Consider the following 15,688-nt stretch of genomic DNA (forward strand, 5'->3'; position numbering starts at 1 on the left):
ACTATATCGTTGGATATTACAGCGCACTAAGACCGCACGAATATAACGGTGGATTACCCCCAAACGAATCGGAAAATCGATACTGGAAAAACTCTAACTCGGTGGCCAGTTTTTGTTGACCACTTCAAATCAGCCTTGGCGTGGGCATGACCCCAACGCTTTCTCACGATTTCTTTTCTAAGTTACCAGCCGTACTACAACCATTGCTGCATAGCGGCATTATGTTGGCAACCCTTAGCGCTGTTGTGCTGAACGTTTTCTTTAATGGCTATCAGCATCATGCCGATTTGGTGAAAGAATCTGTCTCTGATAAAGATTTAAAAGTCAGGACAGTACGTATGTGGCTTCTGATGCGCAAGCTGAAGAAAAATGAGCATGGTGAATAATATGAATCTTGTAATGCGCGCTATATTCAGCCTGTTATTGCTCTTTATGATCTCCATTCCTGTCATTTCTGACTGTGTTGCAATGGCTATTGAAAGTCGCTTCAAATATATGATGCTGCTTTTTTAGCTGACATTCCTCTGTCGGCATCCGCTCAAAACGGGCGGTTGCCGATAACACTCACTTGGTTAATCATTTAACATTTTAGTTATCTATAATGACGAATGATTAGAATTACATGTGAGAAATTATGCCAACGGAACACGTCATTTTACTGAATACACAGGGAGTCCCTTCGGGAACACTGGAAAAATATGCTGCACACACGGCTGATACCCCCTTACATCTCGCGTTCTCCTGTTGGCTATTTAACGCCAAAGGACAATTGCTGGTTACTCGCCGTGCACTAAACAAAAAAGCGTGGCCAGGTGTGTGGACCAACTCGGTATGCGGTCATCCGCAACTGGGTGAAAGCAATGAAGAGGCGGTGATCCGCCGTTGCCGCTATGAACTGGGCGTAGAAATAACACCACCCGAACCGGTTTATCCAGACTTCCACTATCGCGCCACTGACCCGAATGGCATTGTCGAAAATGAAGTATGCCCGGTATTTGCCGCACGAACTACCAGTACGTTACAGCTCAACGATGATGAAGTGATCGATTATCAATGGTGTGATTTAGCGGAAGTATTACGCAGTATTGATGCCACACCGTGGGCGTTCAGTCCGTGGATGGTCATGCAGGCGACAAACAGCGAAGCCAGAAAAATGTTGTCAGCCTTCGCGCAACAAAAATAAAAAACCCCGACAAATGCCGGGGCTGTGTGCTTACGCGTAAGGCTTATTTTACCGGACGCATCGCCGGGAACAGAATCACGTCACGGATAGTGTGGCTGTTGGTGAACAGCATAACCATACGGTCGATACCAATACCCAGGCCTGCTGTCGGCGGCAGACCATGTTCCAGTGCAGTAACGTAATCTTCATCGTAGAACATTGCTTCATCGTCGCCTGCATCTTTTGCTGCAACCTGATCGAGGAAACGCTGTGCCTGATCTTCAGCATCATTCAGTTCGCTAAAGCCGTTACCGATTTCACGACCACCAATGAAGAACTCAAAGCGATCGGTGATTTCCGGGTTGACGTCGTTACGGCGCGCCAACGGAGAAACTTCTGCCGGATATTCAGTAATGAAGGTCGGTTGAATCAGATTCGCTTCTGCCACTTCGTCGAAGATCTCAGTGACGATACGACCCAGACCCCAGCTCTTCTCCACGTGAATGCCGAGAGATTCAGCAATCGCCTTCGCAGAGTCGAAGTTATCCAGATCCGCCATATCAGTTTCCGGACGATATTTCTTAATCGCTTCACGCATGGTCAGTTTTTCGAACGGCTTACCGAAGTCCAGCTTCACATCACCGTAAGTCACTTCAGTCTTACCGAGAATATCCTGCGCCAGAGTGCGGAACAGCGATTCGGTCAGTTCAATCAGATCTTTGTAATCCGCATAAGCCATATAGAGTTCCATCATGGTGAACTCTGGGTTATGACGCACGGAAATACCTTCGTTACGGAAGTTACGGTTGATTTCGAACACACGTTCAAAGCCACCAACCACCAGACGCTTGAGGTACAGTTCCGGCGCAATACGCAGGTACATGTCGAGATCCAGCGCATTGTGATGGGTAATAAACGGACGCGCTGCCGCACCGCCAGGGATCACCTGCATCATCGGGGTTTCAACTTCCATAAAGCCGCGGTTCACCATGAACTGACGGATGCCAGCGAGGATCTGCGAGCGAACTTTAAAGGTGTTGCGGGATTCATCGTTAGAGATGAGGTCCAGATAACGCTGACGATAACGCGCTTCCTGATCCTGCAAACCGTGGAATTTGTCCGGCAGTGGACGCAGTGCTTTGGTCAGCAGACGCAGCTCGGTGCAGTGGATCGACAGTTCGCCGGTCTTGGTTTTAAACAGCTTACCTTTTGCGCCGATAATATCGCCAAGATCCCATTTCTTAAATTGATCGTTATAAACGCCTTCCGGCAGATCATCACGAGCGACATATAACTGAATGCGGCCACCGACGTCCTGCAGGGTAACGAAGGAGGCTTTACCCATGATTCGACGAGTCATCATGCGACCAGCAACAGCCACTTCGATGTTCAACTCCTCCAGCTCTTCGTTCTCTTTGCCGTCGAAGTCTGTATGCAGTTGGTCAGAAGTATGGTCGCGACGAAAATCGTTCGGAAAAGCAACCCCCTGCTCACGCAGGTTCGCCAGCTTTTCGCGACGGGTTTTCAGTTCATTGTTAAGATCGGTTACCGCGTCAGTGCCTTGTACGTGTTGTTCAGACATGTTGGTTCCTTATAACCCAGCTTTCAAACTTGCTTCGATAAATTGATCCAGGCTGCCATCCAGCACTGCCTGCGTATTGCGGGTTTCCACCCCGGTGCGCAGATCTTTAATGCGGGAGTCATCAAGGACATAAGAACGAATCTGGCTGCCCCAGCCGATGTCAGATTTATTGTCTTCCATCGCCTGTTTCTCAGCGTTCTTCTTCTGCATCTCCAGCTCATAAAGCTTCGCTTTCATCTGCTTCATGGCCTGGTCTTTGTTCTTGTGCTGGGAACGGTCGTTCTGGCACTGAGTCACAATCCCTGTCGGGATGTGGGTAATACGCACCGCAGATTCGGTACGGTTAACGTGCTGACCGCCCGCACCGGATGCGCGATAAACATCAATGCGCAGATCCGCTGGGTTGATTTCGATATCAATATCGTCATCTACTTCTGGATAAACAAATGCGGAACTAAAGGACGTGTGGCGACGGCCACCGGAGTCAAACGGGCTCTTACGCACCAGACGGTGAACGCCGGTTTCTGTGCGCAGCCAACCGTAAGCGTAATCACCGGAGATCTTGATAGTCACGGATTTAATACCCGCCACTTCACCTTCCGACTCTTCGATAATTTCAGTTTTAAAACCACGTGATTCTGCCCAGCGCAGATACATACGCTCAAGCATGCTCGCCCAATCCTGCGCTTCTGTACCGCCGGAGCCCGCCTGGATATCGAGGTAGCAATCGGCGCTGTCATATTCGCCGGAGAACATGCGGCGGAACTCAAGCTGCGCCAGTTTTTCTTCCAGGGCGTCGAGTTCAGCAACGGCTTCGTTAAAGGTTTCTTCGTCGTCGGCTTCTACTGCCAGTTCCAGCAGACCGGAAACATCTTCCAGCCCTTGTTTCATTTGGTCGAGAGTATCGACAACAGCCTCGAGGGAGGAACGCTCTTTACCCAGCGCCTGCGCACGCTCAGGCTCGTTCCAGACATCCGGCTGTTCCAGCTCGGCGTTTACTTCTTCCAGACGCTCTTTCTTGGCGTCGTAGTCAAAGATACCCCCTAAGAACGTCGGAGCGTTCCGTGAGGTCCTGAATGCGATTCTTTACCGGATTAATTTCAAACATGGTCTGATTTCTTTTATTGAGCTAGTCAAAATGCGGTGATAAGAGCGGGATTGTACCCAATCCACACTCTTTTTTATAGAGAAGATGACGCTAAATTGGCCAGATATTGTCGATGATAATCTGTAGATTGCGGTTGCCGCGAAACTCGTTGATATCCAGTTTGTAAGCCAGTTGCACTTCGCGCACGCCGTTATCTGGCCAAAGAGCCGTATCAACGTTAAACGCAATACCATCCAGTAGCGGGCCGCCGCCGACCGGTTCAACCATAACCTTCAGATGGCGCTCCCCCACCAGGCGCTGTTGCAGCAGGCGGAAATGGCCGTCAAACAGCGGTTCCGGGAACATCTGCCCCCACGGACCGGCATCACGCAGCAGTTGCGCGACTTCCATTGTCATCTCCGCTGCACTTAACGGGCCGTCTGACACAACTTCGCCTTGCAATAAAGAAGGATCAAGCCACTCGGTAACCAGCTCGCCAAAGCGTTGCTGAAAGAGTTCAAATTTATCCTCTTCCAGCGACAATCCTGCCGCCATCGCATGACCGCCAAACTTGAGCATCATGCCAGGGTAGAGCGTGTCTAACCGCTCCAGCGCATCGCGCATATGCAGTCCCTGAATGGAGCGACCGGAACCTTTCAGCGTACCATCACCTGCAGGCGCAAAGGCGATAACCGGACGATGAAAACGCTCTTTGATGCGCGAAGCCAGAATACCAACGACGCCCTGATGCCATTCAGGGTGATACATTGCCAGCCCGCCGGGCAGTGTATCGCGACTACGCTCCAGTTGCTCACACAGGGTCAATGCTTCGACCTGCATTCCCTGTTCGATCTCTTTACGTGTCTGGTTTAACGCATCAAGCTCATTGGCCAGAACGCGCGCTTCACCGATGTTGTCGCAAAGCAGCAACGCCACGCCAACGGACATATCATCCAGTCGCCCGGCAGCATTGAGACGCGGCCCCAGCGCAAAACCTAAATCGCTGGCAGCGAGTTTTTGCGGATCGCGATTTGCCACTTCCAGCAGAGCTTTAATCCCCGGTCGGCACTTCCCGGCACGAATACGGCTCATCCCTTGCCAGGTCAGGATGCGGTTATTGGCGTCCAGTGGCACAACATCCGCCACAGTCCCCAGAGCGACCAGATCCAGCAATTCCGCCAAATTGGGGATTGCGATGCCACGCTCATCAAACCATCCCTGATCACGCAAAAAGGTGCGTAACGCCAGCATCAGATAAAAGGCCACACCAACGCCTGCCAGTGATTTTGACGGGAACTCGCAGTCACGCAAATTGGGATTAATAATGGCTTCCGCCGCGGGTAACGTTTCGCCGGGTAAATGGTGATCGGTAACAATAACCGGAATGCCCAGCGAGCGAGCGTGTTCAACACCTGCGTGGGAAGAAATACCGTTATCAACCGTTACAATCAACTGCGCACCACGCGCATAAGCTTGATCGACCACTTCCGGACTTAAACCATAACCGTCTTCAAAACGGTTTGGCACCAGATAGTCGATGTTGTCACAGCCGAGAGAACGCATCGCCAGCACGCTAAGGGCTGTGCTGGTGGCTCCGTCGGCGTCGAAATCCCCGACCACAATAATTCGCGTTCCTTCACGAAAAGCGTTGTAAAGGATCTCAACAGCCTTTTCGACACCGCTCAGTTGCTGCCAGGGCAACATACCTTTAACACTGCGCTCCAGTTCCTGCGCGCTGCGCACGCCCCGACTGGCGTATAAACGGCGCAGCAAGGGGGGCAGGTCAGCGGGCAAGTCTGCCGTTTCGTCGACTTCACGACGACGAAGTTGTATCTGTTGTTTCACGCGAATTATTTACCGCTGGTCATTTTTTGATGTTCGTCGAGGAATGCTTTCATCTCTTTCGGCGGCTGGTAGCCCGGCACCAGAGTACCGTTATTCAGCACAACCGCCGGAGTACCACTAACACCAAGCTGTACGCCAAGTGCGTAATGGTCGGCAATATCGATATCGCAACTTGCCGGAGTAACAGCTTTGCCTGCCATTACGTCATCAAAGGCTTTGTTTTTATCTTTTGCACACCAAATGGCTTTCATTTGTTGCTCCGCCTGGCTTTCCAGCCCCTGACGCGGGAACGCGAGATAACGCACGGTGATCCCCAGCGCGTTGTAGTCAGCCATCTGCTCATGCAGTTTGTGGCAGTAACCGCAGGTAATGTCGGTAAACACGGTGATGACGTGCTTTTCTTGCGGCGCTTTGTAGATAATCATCTCTTTTTCCAGCGCATTCAGTTGCTTTAACAGCATCTGGTTGGTGACGTTGACCGGTGCCACGCCGCTAACATCATACATTGGCCCCTGAATGATGTGTTTACCGTCATCGGTGATATACAGCACGCCGCTGTTAGTTAGCACTGTTTTCATACCAGCAACGGGCGCGGGCTGAATATCGCTGCTTTTGATGCCCATTTTAGCTAACGTTTGTTGTATTGCCGCGTCATCCGCCTGAACAAAGCCAGAAAACGTCGCCAACAAAGTAAACAACATAAAACCTTTCTTCATAAATCATCCTGTTCTTTTCAGCTATCACGCCCGCGGGTGATGCTGTTGATGAAGTTGCCGCAGACGCTCAGTGGCGACATGCGTATAAATTTGAGTCGTGGAGAGATCACTGTGGCCCAGCAACATCTGCACCACACGTAAATCCGCACCATGATTTAACAAATGGGTGGCAAAGGCGTGACGCAGCACGTGCGGCGATAACTTTTCGCTGTCGATCCCCGCCAGCACAGCATAGTGTTTAATGCGATGCCAGAAAGTCTGCCGCGTCATTTGCTGCGCGCGCTGGCTGGGAAACAGTACGTCAATCGACACACCGTTTAACAACCACGGTCGCCCATGTTCCAGATAGGTTTCCAGCCAGTAGACCGCCTCTTCACCTAACGGCACCAGTCGCTCTTTGTTGCCTTTACCTATTACCCGCACCACCCCCTGACGCAAGCTGATATCACTCATCGTCAGACCGACAAGTTCAGAAACGCGCAACCCGGTAGCATACAACACTTCGAGCATCGCTTTGTCACGCAGTTCCAGTGGCTGATCCACCAGCGGTGCCTGCAATAACCTTTCGACCTGCGCTTCACTTAAATCTTTCGGTAAGCGCTGGGGTATTTTCGGTGAAGCAAGATGCGCACTGGGATCGTCTTCACGAAACTTTTCGCGGTAAAGATACTGGAACAATCGGCGCACCGCACTCAATAAACGGGCTGAACTGGTGGCTTTATACCCGCCCTCCAGCCGTTCTGCCAATAATGCCTGTAAGTCACCACTTTGCGCCGTTGCCAGCGTTAGCCCACGATGATGCAACCACTCCACCATCATTGACAGATCGCGGCGATATGCGTTCAACGTATTTTCTGCCAGATTTTTTTCCAGCCACAGGGCATCAAGAAATTGCTCGATGCGTGCCAAATCTTGTTTCACTTGCGCCCCTTACATTTCTCGTTTGATGCATTATGCCTTATTGTGCCGTGACTAAAACGATTCTGATACACTAGCCGCAAAAGCCACAGCAGAATCGAGAAGCTTACGTTATGAATATGGGTCTTTTTTACGGTTCCAGCACCTGTTACACCGAAATGGCGGCGGAAAAAATCCGCGATATTATCGGTCCAGAACTGGTGACCTTACATAACCTCAAGGACGACTCCCCTAAATTAATGGAGCAATACGATGTGCTCATTCTGGGAATTCCGACCTGGGATTTTGGTGAAATCCAGGAGGATTGGGAGGCCGTCTGGGATCAGCTCGACGACCTGAACCTCGAAGGTAAAATTGTTGCGCTGTATGGGCTGGGCGATCAACTCGGGTATGGCGAGTGGTTCCTCGATGCGCTCGGAATGCTGCATGACAAACTCTCAACCAAAGGCGTGAAGTTCGTCGGTTACTGGCCAACGGAAGGATATGAATTCACCAGCCCGAAACCCGTTATTGCTGACGGACAACTGTTTGTCGGCCTGGCGCTGGATGAAACCAACCAGTATGACCTCAGCGATGAGCGTATTCAGAGCTGGTGCGAGCAAATTCTTAATGAAATGGCAGAACACTACGCCTGATTTCCCTGACGGCTTAGCGTATTTGCTTCGCCGTCATCGTATCTCTTGCTGTAACAAAATTCGCCGTAAATCACGCCATTCGGCTTCGTCCATGCTGTCTGCTGCCAGCCACAAATGCTGACGTTTGCCGCTATCAGAACGTAAACGTAACATCATGCCGCTTTTAATCATCCACGGCGTTTTGACGATGCTCCATTCCTGTCCTTGCCAACGTAAACGCCCATCCATCAGCAGGCGAATCTCTCCCTGACGGGAATTAATGCGTCGCTGGCTGCGAACGCAATCAAACACCACCAGCGAAAGCAACACCAGCCATAGCGGGGTGTAACTAAGTGGCCATGGCATGAGTAAAATAACTGCGGCAACCAGCCCATGAATCAGCAGGGAAAGCCACTGCGCGCGCCAGGAGACGCGTAATTCAGATTGCCACAGGACCACGATCCCGGTTCCGTGTCTGAATGAGTCTGACCATCATTTCCAGTTCTGCATCGGCAGGTTTACCATGATTCATCAGCCAGTTGAACAGGTCCGGATCGTCGCATTCCAGCAGACGAATAAAGATGCGTTTTTCGTCATCGCTTAAGCTGTCGTACTCATGTTCGAAAAACGGCATGATTGAAATATCGAGTTCACGCATACCGCGGCGGCATGCCCAATGAATGCGGGCTTTGTTGTTAATATCCATTTTCTTCCTGTCTCACGAAAATCCAGTACCAGGATATTGTAACGTGTTTTTCGACTTCTTTTGCGGGAATATCGGTAAACACAATCGCGATCGCGAAATTAATCCACAACAATTCAATGGCTTCATTTTTTTGGAAGTCATCTCGCAAAGCGAATCAGAAGGCACGGATCGCGTAGTGAAAGCACTTGCAATGCCCCATAGCTCTTTTACCATTAGTCATTAATTACGCCGTTTGTAAAACAGGACTCCATTATGGCTTTTACACCTTTTCCTCCCCGTCAGCCCACGGCTTCTGCCCGTTTACCGCTGACGTTGATGACGCTTGATGATTGGGCGCTTGCCACCATTACCGGCGCAGATAGCGAAAAATATATGCAGGGCCAGGTAACGGCAGATGTCAGCCAGATGACCGAAGACCAGCATCTGCTTGCCGCGCACTGCGATGCCAAAGGTAAGATGTGGAGCAATTTACGTCTGTTCCGCGACGGCGACGGTTTTGCCTGGATTGAACGTCGCAGCGTGCGCGACAACCAGCTTACCGAACTGAAAAAATATGCGGTCTTCTCTAAAGTGACTATCGTCCCGGACGATGAACGTGTACTGCTCGGTGTTGCCGGGTTCCAGGCGCGCGCCGCGTTAGCGAATCTTTTCAGTGAGCTGCCGACTCAGGAAAAACAGGTAGTCAGAGAAGGCGCGACAACCCTACTTTGGTTTGAACATCCGGCAGAGCGTTTTCTGATCGTCACCGATGAAGCCACCGCCAATATGCTGACCGATAAACTTCGCGGTGAAGCGGAGTTGAACAATAGCCAACAGTGGCTGGCGTTGAATATTGAAGCGGGTTTCCCGGTGATTGACGCGGCCAACAGTGGGCAGTTTATCCCACAAGCGACGAATATTCAGGCGCTGGGTGGGATCAGCTTTAAGAAGGGTTGCTACACCGGACAAGAGATGGTGGCACGAGCTAAATTCCGCGGTGCCAACAAACGTGCACTCTGGTTGCTGGCGGGTAGTGCCAGTCGTGTGCCGGAAGTGGGTGAAGACTTAGAACTGAAAATGGGCGAGCACTGGCGTCGTACCGGAACCGTACTGGCGGCGGTAAAACTGGACGATGGTCATGTCGTGGTTCAGGTAGTCATGAATAACGATATGGAGCCGGACAGCATCTTCCGCGTTCGTGACGATGCGAATACGCTGCATATCGAGCCGCTACCTTATTCGCTGGAAGAGTAAATCTCTGTATCGCTCCTGGCATCTATTGCCTGATGCGGCGCTGACACGTCTTATCAGGCATGGGAGTGGGTATCTGTTTTCACAATGGGCACGCTACCCGTAAGCCGGATAAGGCGTTTTCGCCGTATCCGGCGGTTGTGCGCCAATTACGCCTGCCCAATATACAAATAGATCGCCAGGAAATGGCACACGCTGCCGCCGAGCACAAATCCGTGCCAGATGGCATGGTTGTATGGGATGCGTTTGCAGACGTAGAAAATTACGCCAAGCGAGTAAACCACGCCGCCTACCGCCAGTAAGGTAACGCTGCCCGCCGCGAGCTTCACTGCCATTTCATAAATAACCACCAGCGACAACCAGCCCATAGCCAGATAGGTCACCAGCGATAATATTTTAAATCGGTGCGCGATGGTCAGCTTGAACAGAATCCCCAGCAGCGCCATGCTCCAGATAACAATCATCAGCCCGCGCGCCAGCGGTGAATTCAGCCCCACCAGCAAAAAAGGTGTGTAAGTTCCGGCAATCAACAGATAAATGGCGCAGTGGTCAAATTTCTTCAGCCACATTTTTGCCCGTTGATGGGGAATAGCGTGATACAGCGTCGAGGCCAGAAACAGCAGGATCATACTACCGCCATAGAGGCTATAACTGGTTATCGCCGTGGCGCTGGCGTTGAGATCAACAGCCTGAACCAGTAGTAACACCAGCCCGACAATGCCAAACACCAGTCCGATACCATGACTGACACTATTGGCAATTTCCTCTGCCAGCGAATATCCCTGTTTAGAGAGGGGCTTCTGAACCATAACTTACTCCGGAGAACGTCCACGCGCGTGATTGCAACTCCAGCGTAACTGAGAATAGTTCCAGTGAACATCTGTTAGCTAAAATAAATTCTGATTTGAGAGTAATCTCCGAAAAATCATGAAATTAAATATAAAGTTTCAGCTAACAGGCGTTAGTTCAACTTAAAGGCATTTAAATTCAATTACATAAAACTGCGTCTGACCGGGATAGATGTCAGCAATGACCTTTTTCAGTTCAGCCAGAGTCATATTTTCCTGTTGCGCATGTTTTTCTGTGAGAGTATCCAGCGTCACTGTTGAAGTTGCAGTGACTTCAATAGTGCAAAAATAGCCATCATCTTCAAAGCGCCCGACGCGAAGTACATCGCCCGTTTTAAAGTGCGATTCAGATTCGTCACGGATGGTGATGGTTTTACGCCCAGCCAGAATGTCATCCTGGAAACGTTGAAAAAAAGTGATGTCGTTTGGCTGCATGGTAATATTTCCTGTAAGAATTGACTCATTTGGAGCCTATGATAGTGAAAAAACTCACCTTACCGAAAGATTTCTTATGGGGCGGCGCAGTTGCCGCCCATCAGGTCGAAGGCGGCTGGAACAAAGGCGGCAAAGGGCCAAGCATTTGTGACGTTCTGACCGGCGGCGCACACGGCGTACCGCGCGAAATCACCAAAGAAGTCTTGCCAGGCAAATACTATCCGAACCATGAAGCGGTAGATTTTTATGGTCACTATAAGGAAGACATCAAGCTGTTTGCCGAAATGGGCTTCAAATGTTTTCGTACTTCCATCGCCTGGACGCGCATTTTCCCGAAAGGCGATGAAGCCCAGCCTAATGAAGAAGGGCTGAAGTTTTACGACGCCCTGTTCGATGAACTGCTGAAATACAACATTGAACCGGTGATCACCCTTTCTCACTTTGAAATGCCGCTACATCTGGTGCAGCAATACGGCAGTTGGACCAACCGTAAGGTGGTTGATTTCTTTGTACGTTTTGCTGAAGTGGTGTTTGAACGCTATAAGCACAAAGTCAAATACTGGATGACCTTCAACGAGATTAACAACCAGCGTAACTGGCGCGCACCGCTGTTTGGCTATTGCTGCTCTGGCGTGGTTTATACCGAACATGAAAATCCAGAAGAGACGATGTACCAGGTGCTGCATCATCAGTTTGTTGCCAGCGCCCTGGCGGTGAAAGCGGCACGTCGCATCAACCCGGAGATGAAAGTCGGTTGTATGCTGGCAATGGTGCCACTTTATCCTTACTCCTGTAACCCGGACGATGTGATGTTCGCCCAGGAATCGATGCGCGAACGTTATGTCTTTACCGATGTGCAACTGCGCGGCTATTACCCGTCCTATGTGTTGAACGAGTGGGAGCGTCGCGGATTTAACATCAAAATGGAAGATGGCGATCTGAATGTACTGCGCGAAGGCACCTGCGATTATCTCGGCTTCAGCTATTACATGACCAACGCGGTAAAAGCCGAAGGCGGCACCGGTGATGCGATTTCTGGTTTCGAAGGCAGCGTGCCGAACCCATATGTGAAAGCCTCTGACTGGGGCTGGCAGATTGATCCGGTGGGTCTGCGTTACGCGCTCTGCGAACTGTATGAGCGTTATCAGAAGCCTCTATTTATCGTCGAAAACGGTTTTGGCGCTTACGATAAAGTAGAAGAGGACGGCAGCATCAACGATGACTACCGCATTGATTACCTGCGCGCCCACATTGAAGAGATGAAAAAAGCGGTGACTTACGATGGCGTCGATCTGATGGGCTACACGCCGTGGGGCTGCATCGACTGCGTATCATTCACCACCGGGCAGTACAGCAAACGCTACGGTTTTATCTATGTGAATAAGCATGACGACGGTACTGGTGATATGTCGCGTTCACTTAAGAAGAGCTTTAACTGGTACAAAGAGGTGATCGCCAGCAACGGCGAGAAACTTTAATTAGCCGATGTGCCTGATGCGCCCCGCTCATCAGGCCTGGAGCTTCTGTCATATATTGAACTCCAGGATTTTGTATTTACGCTTCATCCGACACACAAAGCGCACCTTATTAACAAACTAAAAAGGCGCCGAAGCGCCTTTAGAAGATAGTCAAATCAGTTAATTACTGGTATTCGCTAATCGGTACGCAGGAACAGAACAGGTTACGGTCACCGTAAACATCGTCCAGACGTTTCACCGTCGGCCAGTATTTGTCTGCCACGCCTGCCGGGAACACCGCAATTTCACGGCTGTACGGATGCCCCCACTCAGCAACCAGTTCGTTCTGAATGTGCGGCGCGTTTACCAACGGGTTATCTTCCAGCGGCCAGACTCCGGCTTTCACCTGGTCAATTTCCGCACGGATAGCCAGCATCGCGTCAATAAAGCGATCCAGTTCCACTTTGCTTTCGGATTCAGTCGGTTCCACCATCAGCGTCCCCGCAACCGGGAATGACATTGTCGGCGCGTGGAAACCGTAGTCGATCAGACGTTTGGCTATATCCAGCTCGCTGATGCCGGTTTCTTCTTTCAGCGGACGAATATCGAGAATACATTCGTGCGCCACGCGACCATCGCGACCGGTATACAGCACCGGGAAGGCATCCTGCAGGCGGCTGGCAATATAGTTGGCGTTAAGAATTGCTACCTGGCTTGCTTTTTTAAGCCCTTCTGCGCCCATCATGCGAATGTACATCCAACTGATTGGCAGAATGGATGCACTACCGAACGGTGCCGCAGAAACCGCGCCCTGACGGGTTAACATGCCTTCGATTTGTACCACTCTATGACCCGGCACAAACGGTGCCAGATGCGATTTCACGCCGATCGGCCCCATACCCGGGCCGCCACCGCCGTGCGGAATACAGAAAGTTTTATGCAGGTTGAGGTGCGAAACGTCCGCACCAATAAAGCCCGGTGAAGTGATGCCGACCTGGGCGTTCATGTTTGCGCCATCAAGGTAAACCTGACCGCCAAACTGATGCACGATTTCACACACTTCACGGATTGTTTCTTCGTACACACCGTGGGTGGATGGATAAGTCACCATGATGCAGGAGAGATTATCGCCAGCCTGTTCCGCTTTCGCGCGCAGGTCAGTCAAATCGATATTGCCGTTTTTATCACATGCCACGACCACCACCTGCATTCCCGCCATATGCGCAGAAGCTGGGTTAGTCCCGTGGGCAGATGCCGGGATCAGGCAGATATCACGATGCCCTTCGTTGCGGCTTTCATGGTAATGACGAATCGCCAGCAGGCCCGCGTATTCACCCTGAGCACCGGAGTTCGGCTGCATACAGACGGTGTCATAACCAGTCAGTTTGACCAGCCAGTCAGCCAGTTGCGCAATCATCTGCTGATAACCTTCGGCCTGCTCCGGTGGGCAGAACGGGTGCAGTTCAGCAAACTCCGGCCAGGTGATCGGGATCATCTCGGCGGCGGCGTTCAGTTTCATGGTGCAGGAACCCAGCGGGATCATCGCCTGATTCAGCGCCAGATCTTTACGCTCCAGCGAATGCATATAGCGCATCATTTCGGTTTCGCTGTGGTAGCGATTAAATACCGGGTGCGTCAGGATTTCATCGTCGCGCAACATTACAGGCTGGATAGAGCGGCTGTCGTGAGCCACGTCTTTGTCCAGCGTGTCGATATCCAGCCCGTGATTATCGCCCAGCAGCACGCTGAAAAGCTGCATCACGTTTTCACGCGTCGTGGTTTCATCAAGGGTGATCCCCACGGCGTTCAGAATGTCGCTACGCAGGTTGATTTCAGCCGCTTCGGCACGCGCCAGCACGCCTGCTTTGTCGGCTACGTCTACACACAACGTGTCGAAATAGTACGCATGGCGTAGCTTCAGACCTTTTTGTTGCAGGCCAGCAGCCAGAATATCGGTCAGACGATGAATGCGGTTAGCGATGCGTTTCAGGCCAACCGGACCGTGATAAACGGCATACAGGCTGGCGATGTTTGCCAGCAGTACCTGGGAAGTACAAATGTTGGAGTTCGCTTTCTCGCGGCGAATATGTTGTTCGCGAGTCTGCATCGCCATGCGCAGCGCGGTATTGCCCGCGGCATCTTTCGATACACCAATAATACGGCCCGGCATAGAACGTTTATATTCATCTTTCGCCGCAAAGAAGGCCGCGTGCGGGCCACCGTAGCCCATCGGCACACCGAAGCGTTGCGCCGAACCAAAGACAATATCCGCGCCCTGTTTGCCCGGTGCAGTAAGCAGCACCAGTGCCATAATGTCAGCGGCAACACTGACCACAATTTTGCGTGATTTCAGTTCGCTGATAAGCGTTGTGTAATCGTGGATTTCACCGGTAGTGCCAACCTGCTGTAACAGCACGCCGAACACTTCCTGATGATCGAGCACTTTTTGCGCGTCATCGACAATCACTTCAAAACCAAAGGTTTCTGCACGGGTGCGAACCACATCCAGCGTTTGCGGATGAACGTCAGAAGCAACGAAGAAGCGATTGGCATTTTTCAGTTTGCTGACGCGTTTAGCCATCGCCATTGCTTCAGCGGCTGCGGTAGCTTCGTCCAGCAGAGACGCCGAAGCCATATCCAGCCCGGTCAGATCCAGCGTTACCTGCTGGAAGTTGAGCAGGGCTTCGAGGCGGCCCTGGGAGACTTCAGGCTGATACGGGGTATACGCGGTATACCAGCCCGGATTTTCCAGCATGTTGCGCAGAATAACCGGCGGCAACTGCACGGCGGTGTAACCCATGCCGATGTAAGACGTGAAGCGTTTATTGCGACTGGCAATAGCCTTGAGTTCCGACAGCGCGGCGTATTCGGTCGCCGGTGCGCCAACCTGCGGCGGGGTCGCAAGCTGAATATCTTTCGGCACAATCTGGCCGATCAGCGCGTTTAACGATTGTGCGCCAACGGCATTCAGCATTTCTTGCTGTTGCGCGGCGTCCGGTCCGATATGGCGTTCAATAAAAGCGCCGCTGTTTTCAAGCTGGCTTAACGTCTGTGTCATGAGCGATGGTTCCTGAAACGTGCAGTGAAT

The 15,688-nt window shown here is 51.4% G+C and carries 15 protein-coding genes and 1 pseudogene; 6 read left to right on the top strand and 10 right to left on the bottom strand.

Going from position 1 to position 15,688, the window contains the following annotated elements; translation table 11 throughout:
• Positions 1-128: 128 nt before the first annotated feature.
• The 3 genes and pseudogenes from C7B16_RS17280 to idi form a co-directional block, all read left to right on the top strand.
• A pseudogene (locus C7B16_RS17280) lies at positions 129-386 on the top strand (purine permease); the annotation flags it as partial.
• Position 387: 1 nt separating this feature from the next.
• Positions 388-513, top strand: coding sequence for a protein YqfG (gene yqfG / locus C7B16_RS17285; RefSeq protein ID WP_010378596.1), 126 nt, complete (start codon positions 388-390; stop codon positions 511-513).
• Between the two features lie 121 nt (positions 514-634).
• A complete protein-coding gene (gene idi, locus C7B16_RS17290) occupies positions 635-1,183 on the top strand; it encodes an isopentenyl-diphosphate Delta-isomerase (protein ID WP_105263554.1) in 549 nt (182 codons plus the stop codon).
• A 43-nt stretch (positions 1,184-1,226) separates the two neighbouring features.
• On the opposite strand, the gene lysS is transcribed toward idi, so the two are convergent.
• The 5 genes from lysS to xerD form a co-directional block, all read right to left on the bottom strand.
• On the bottom strand, positions 1,227-2,744 hold the full coding sequence (gene lysS / locus C7B16_RS17295; RefSeq protein WP_000003094.1) for a lysine--tRNA ligase: 1,518 nt from the start codon (positions 2,742-2,744) through the stop codon (positions 1,227-1,229).
• A gap of 9 nt (positions 2,745-2,753) precedes the next feature.
• A protein-coding gene (gene prfB, locus C7B16_RS17300; RefSeq protein ID WP_098729101.1) for a peptide chain release factor 2 occupies positions 2,754-3,852 on the bottom strand; the annotation gives its coding sequence in 2 pieces (ribosomal slippage) (positions 2,754-3,776 and positions 3,778-3,852; 1,098 coding nt in all).
• Positions 3,853-3,942: 90 nt separating this feature from the next.
• Positions 3,943-5,676: a single-stranded-DNA-specific exonuclease RecJ gene (gene recJ, locus C7B16_RS17305; protein ID WP_000813173.1), complete on the bottom strand. Its 1,734-nt coding sequence runs from the start codon at positions 5,674-5,676 to the stop codon at positions 3,943-3,945.
• 5 nt (positions 5,677-5,681) lie between these two features.
• The gene (dsbC, locus tag C7B16_RS17310; RefSeq protein WP_000715232.1) at positions 5,682-6,392 is read right to left on the bottom strand and encodes a bifunctional protein-disulfide isomerase/oxidoreductase DsbC; all 711 of its coding nucleotides are present in this window, start codon (positions 6,390-6,392) and stop codon (positions 5,682-5,684) included.
• A 24-nt stretch (positions 6,393-6,416) separates the two neighbouring features.
• Entirely contained in the window at positions 6,417-7,313 is an 897-nt protein-coding gene (gene xerD / locus C7B16_RS17315) for a site-specific tyrosine recombinase XerD (RefSeq protein WP_107179941.1), read from the bottom strand.
• A 110-nt stretch (positions 7,314-7,423) separates the two neighbouring features.
• On the opposite strand from xerD, the gene fldB reads away from it, so the two are divergent.
• On the top strand, positions 7,424-7,945 hold the full coding sequence (gene fldB / locus C7B16_RS17320) for a flavodoxin FldB (protein ID WP_001055874.1): 522 nt from the start codon (positions 7,424-7,426) through the stop codon (positions 7,943-7,945).
• Between the two features lie 33 nt (positions 7,946-7,978).
• Here fldB and C7B16_RS17325 read toward each other — a convergent pair whose 3' ends face one another.
• Both C7B16_RS17325 and sdhE read right to left on the bottom strand, forming a co-directional pair.
• Positions 7,979-8,383 carry a protein YgfX gene (locus tag C7B16_RS17325; protein ID WP_000244789.1) on the bottom strand — a complete coding sequence of 135 codons (405 nt, stop codon included), beginning with the start codon at positions 8,381-8,383 and terminating at the stop codon, positions 7,979-7,981.
• Positions 8,364-8,630 carry an FAD assembly factor SdhE gene (gene sdhE / locus C7B16_RS17330; protein WP_000354045.1) on the bottom strand — a complete coding sequence of 89 codons (267 nt, stop codon included), beginning with the start codon at positions 8,628-8,630 and terminating at the stop codon, positions 8,364-8,366. The genes C7B16_RS17325 and sdhE overlap by 20 nt, the downstream gene beginning before the upstream one ends.
• A gap of 252 nt (positions 8,631-8,882) precedes the next feature.
• Between sdhE and ygfZ the strand changes: the two genes are divergently transcribed.
• Positions 8,883-9,863 carry a tRNA-modifying protein YgfZ gene (ygfZ, locus tag C7B16_RS17340; protein WP_107179942.1) on the top strand — a complete coding sequence of 327 codons (981 nt, stop codon included), beginning with the start codon at positions 8,883-8,885 and terminating at the stop codon, positions 9,861-9,863.
• A gap of 146 nt (positions 9,864-10,009) precedes the next feature.
• On the opposite strand, the gene trhA is transcribed toward ygfZ, so the two are convergent.
• Both trhA and yqfB read right to left on the bottom strand, forming a co-directional pair.
• A complete protein-coding gene (gene trhA / locus C7B16_RS17345) occupies positions 10,010-10,669 on the bottom strand; it encodes a PAQR family membrane homeostasis protein TrhA (RefSeq protein ID WP_107179943.1) in 660 nt (219 codons plus the stop codon).
• A 162-nt stretch (positions 10,670-10,831) separates the two neighbouring features.
• Entirely contained in the window at positions 10,832-11,143 is a 312-nt protein-coding gene (gene yqfB, locus C7B16_RS17350; RefSeq protein ID WP_001182960.1) for a N(4)-acetylcytidine aminohydrolase, read from the bottom strand.
• A 44-nt stretch (positions 11,144-11,187) separates the two neighbouring features.
• On the opposite strand from yqfB, the gene bglA reads away from it, so the two are divergent.
• Positions 11,188-12,621, top strand: a complete 1,434-nt coding sequence (gene bglA, locus C7B16_RS17355) for a 6-phospho-beta-glucosidase BglA (protein ID WP_143192607.1) — start codon at positions 11,188-11,190, stop codon at positions 12,619-12,621.
• Positions 12,622-12,784: 163 nt separating this feature from the next.
• On the opposite strand, the gene gcvP is transcribed toward bglA, so the two are convergent.
• Positions 12,785-15,658, bottom strand: coding sequence for an aminomethyl-transferring glycine dehydrogenase (gcvP, locus tag C7B16_RS17360; RefSeq protein ID WP_107179945.1), 2,874 nt, complete (start codon positions 15,656-15,658; stop codon positions 12,785-12,787).
• Between the last annotated feature and the right edge of the window lie 30 nt (positions 15,659-15,688).

The organism is Escherichia sp. 20412-1 (assembly GCF_003027595.1).
Taxonomy (GTDB): domain Bacteria; phylum Pseudomonadota; class Gammaproteobacteria; order Enterobacterales; family Enterobacteriaceae; genus Escherichia; species Escherichia marmotae.